Source organism: Caballeronia jiangsuensis (genome assembly GCF_046030135.1).
GTDB classification, from domain to species: Bacteria; Pseudomonadota; Gammaproteobacteria; order Burkholderiales; family Burkholderiaceae; genus Caballeronia; species Caballeronia jiangsuensis.
Genome location: NZ_JAQQDB010000166.1, coordinates 1 through 238, shown reverse-complemented (window position 1 = coordinate 238; position 238 = coordinate 1). Strand labels below are relative to the sequence as shown.

Here is a 238-nt window from a genome sequence, read left to right as displayed (position 1 = left end):
CCTGCTGGTGGGCTGGAACGGCAAGGTGACGTTTGGAAAGCACCGATTGCGCGTATCCAGCGCACTGCACGGACTGCACATCGCGGCGCGACCGAGCAACACGATTGCCGATGCCTACGACCTCTATTTCGCCCATCACCGACTCATGACGTTTGACCCGAACCAGCCCGATACCCGATGATCAAAGTGTCAACTATGTCCCCGACGAAAGTGTCAACCATGTCCCCGGTCTATACAC

The 238-nt window shown here is 57.6% G+C and carries 1 pseudogene; it reads left to right on the top strand.

Features of this window, described 5'->3' with window-relative positions:
• A pseudogene (locus PQR08_RS38815) lies at positions 1-181 on the top strand (IS481 family transposase); the annotation flags it as partial.
• Between the last annotated feature and the right edge of the window lie 57 nt (positions 182-238).